General features: G+C 67.4%; 1 protein-coding gene. It reads right to left on the bottom strand.

Annotation, left to right across the window (positions count from 1 at the left end; all coding sequences use genetic code 11):
• Positions 1-41 precede the first annotated feature (41 nt).
• The coding region (locus tag RNB18_RS52030; protein ID WP_311721060.1) for an acyl-CoA dehydrogenase family protein at positions 42-451 on the bottom strand (410 nt) is incomplete at its 5' end.

The following is a 451-nucleotide window of genomic DNA, read 5'->3' on the forward strand; positions in this document are numbered from 1 at the left end:
TCGCGCAGCAGTTCCTGTTCGGTGGTCAGGTTGAAGTCCATCTAGAGCCCCAGTTCTGCCTTGGCGAGGATGTTTCGCTGAATTTCGTTGCTACCGGCGTAGATCGAGCCGGCCCGGTCGTTGAAATAGCGCAGTGGGGCGACCGCCTGCCACGGCGCTCCGCTGTGATAGCCGTCGGCGGGCGGTTCGTATTCGGCCACCGGGCCGCCCGGGAAGGTGGCGTGCGGCTGGTAGGCGCGGGCGAGCGGGCCCGCGGCCTCCATGGACAGTTCGGTCAGGGTCTGGCTCAGTTCGGTGCTCAGGATCTTGAGCATCGACGACGCCGTGCCCGGATGGCCGCCCTCGGCCACCGCGGCCAGCACCTGGTACTCCAGGATTTCCAGCACATCGGTGCGGATTCGGGCATCGGCGAGCCTGCGGCTGAAGGCCGGGTCGTCGATCAGCCGGCCAC

The sequence above is a fragment of the Streptomyces doebereineriae genome (genome assembly GCF_031845645.1).
GTDB classification, from domain to species: Bacteria; Actinomycetota; Actinomycetes; order Streptomycetales; family Streptomycetaceae; genus Streptomyces; species Streptomyces canus.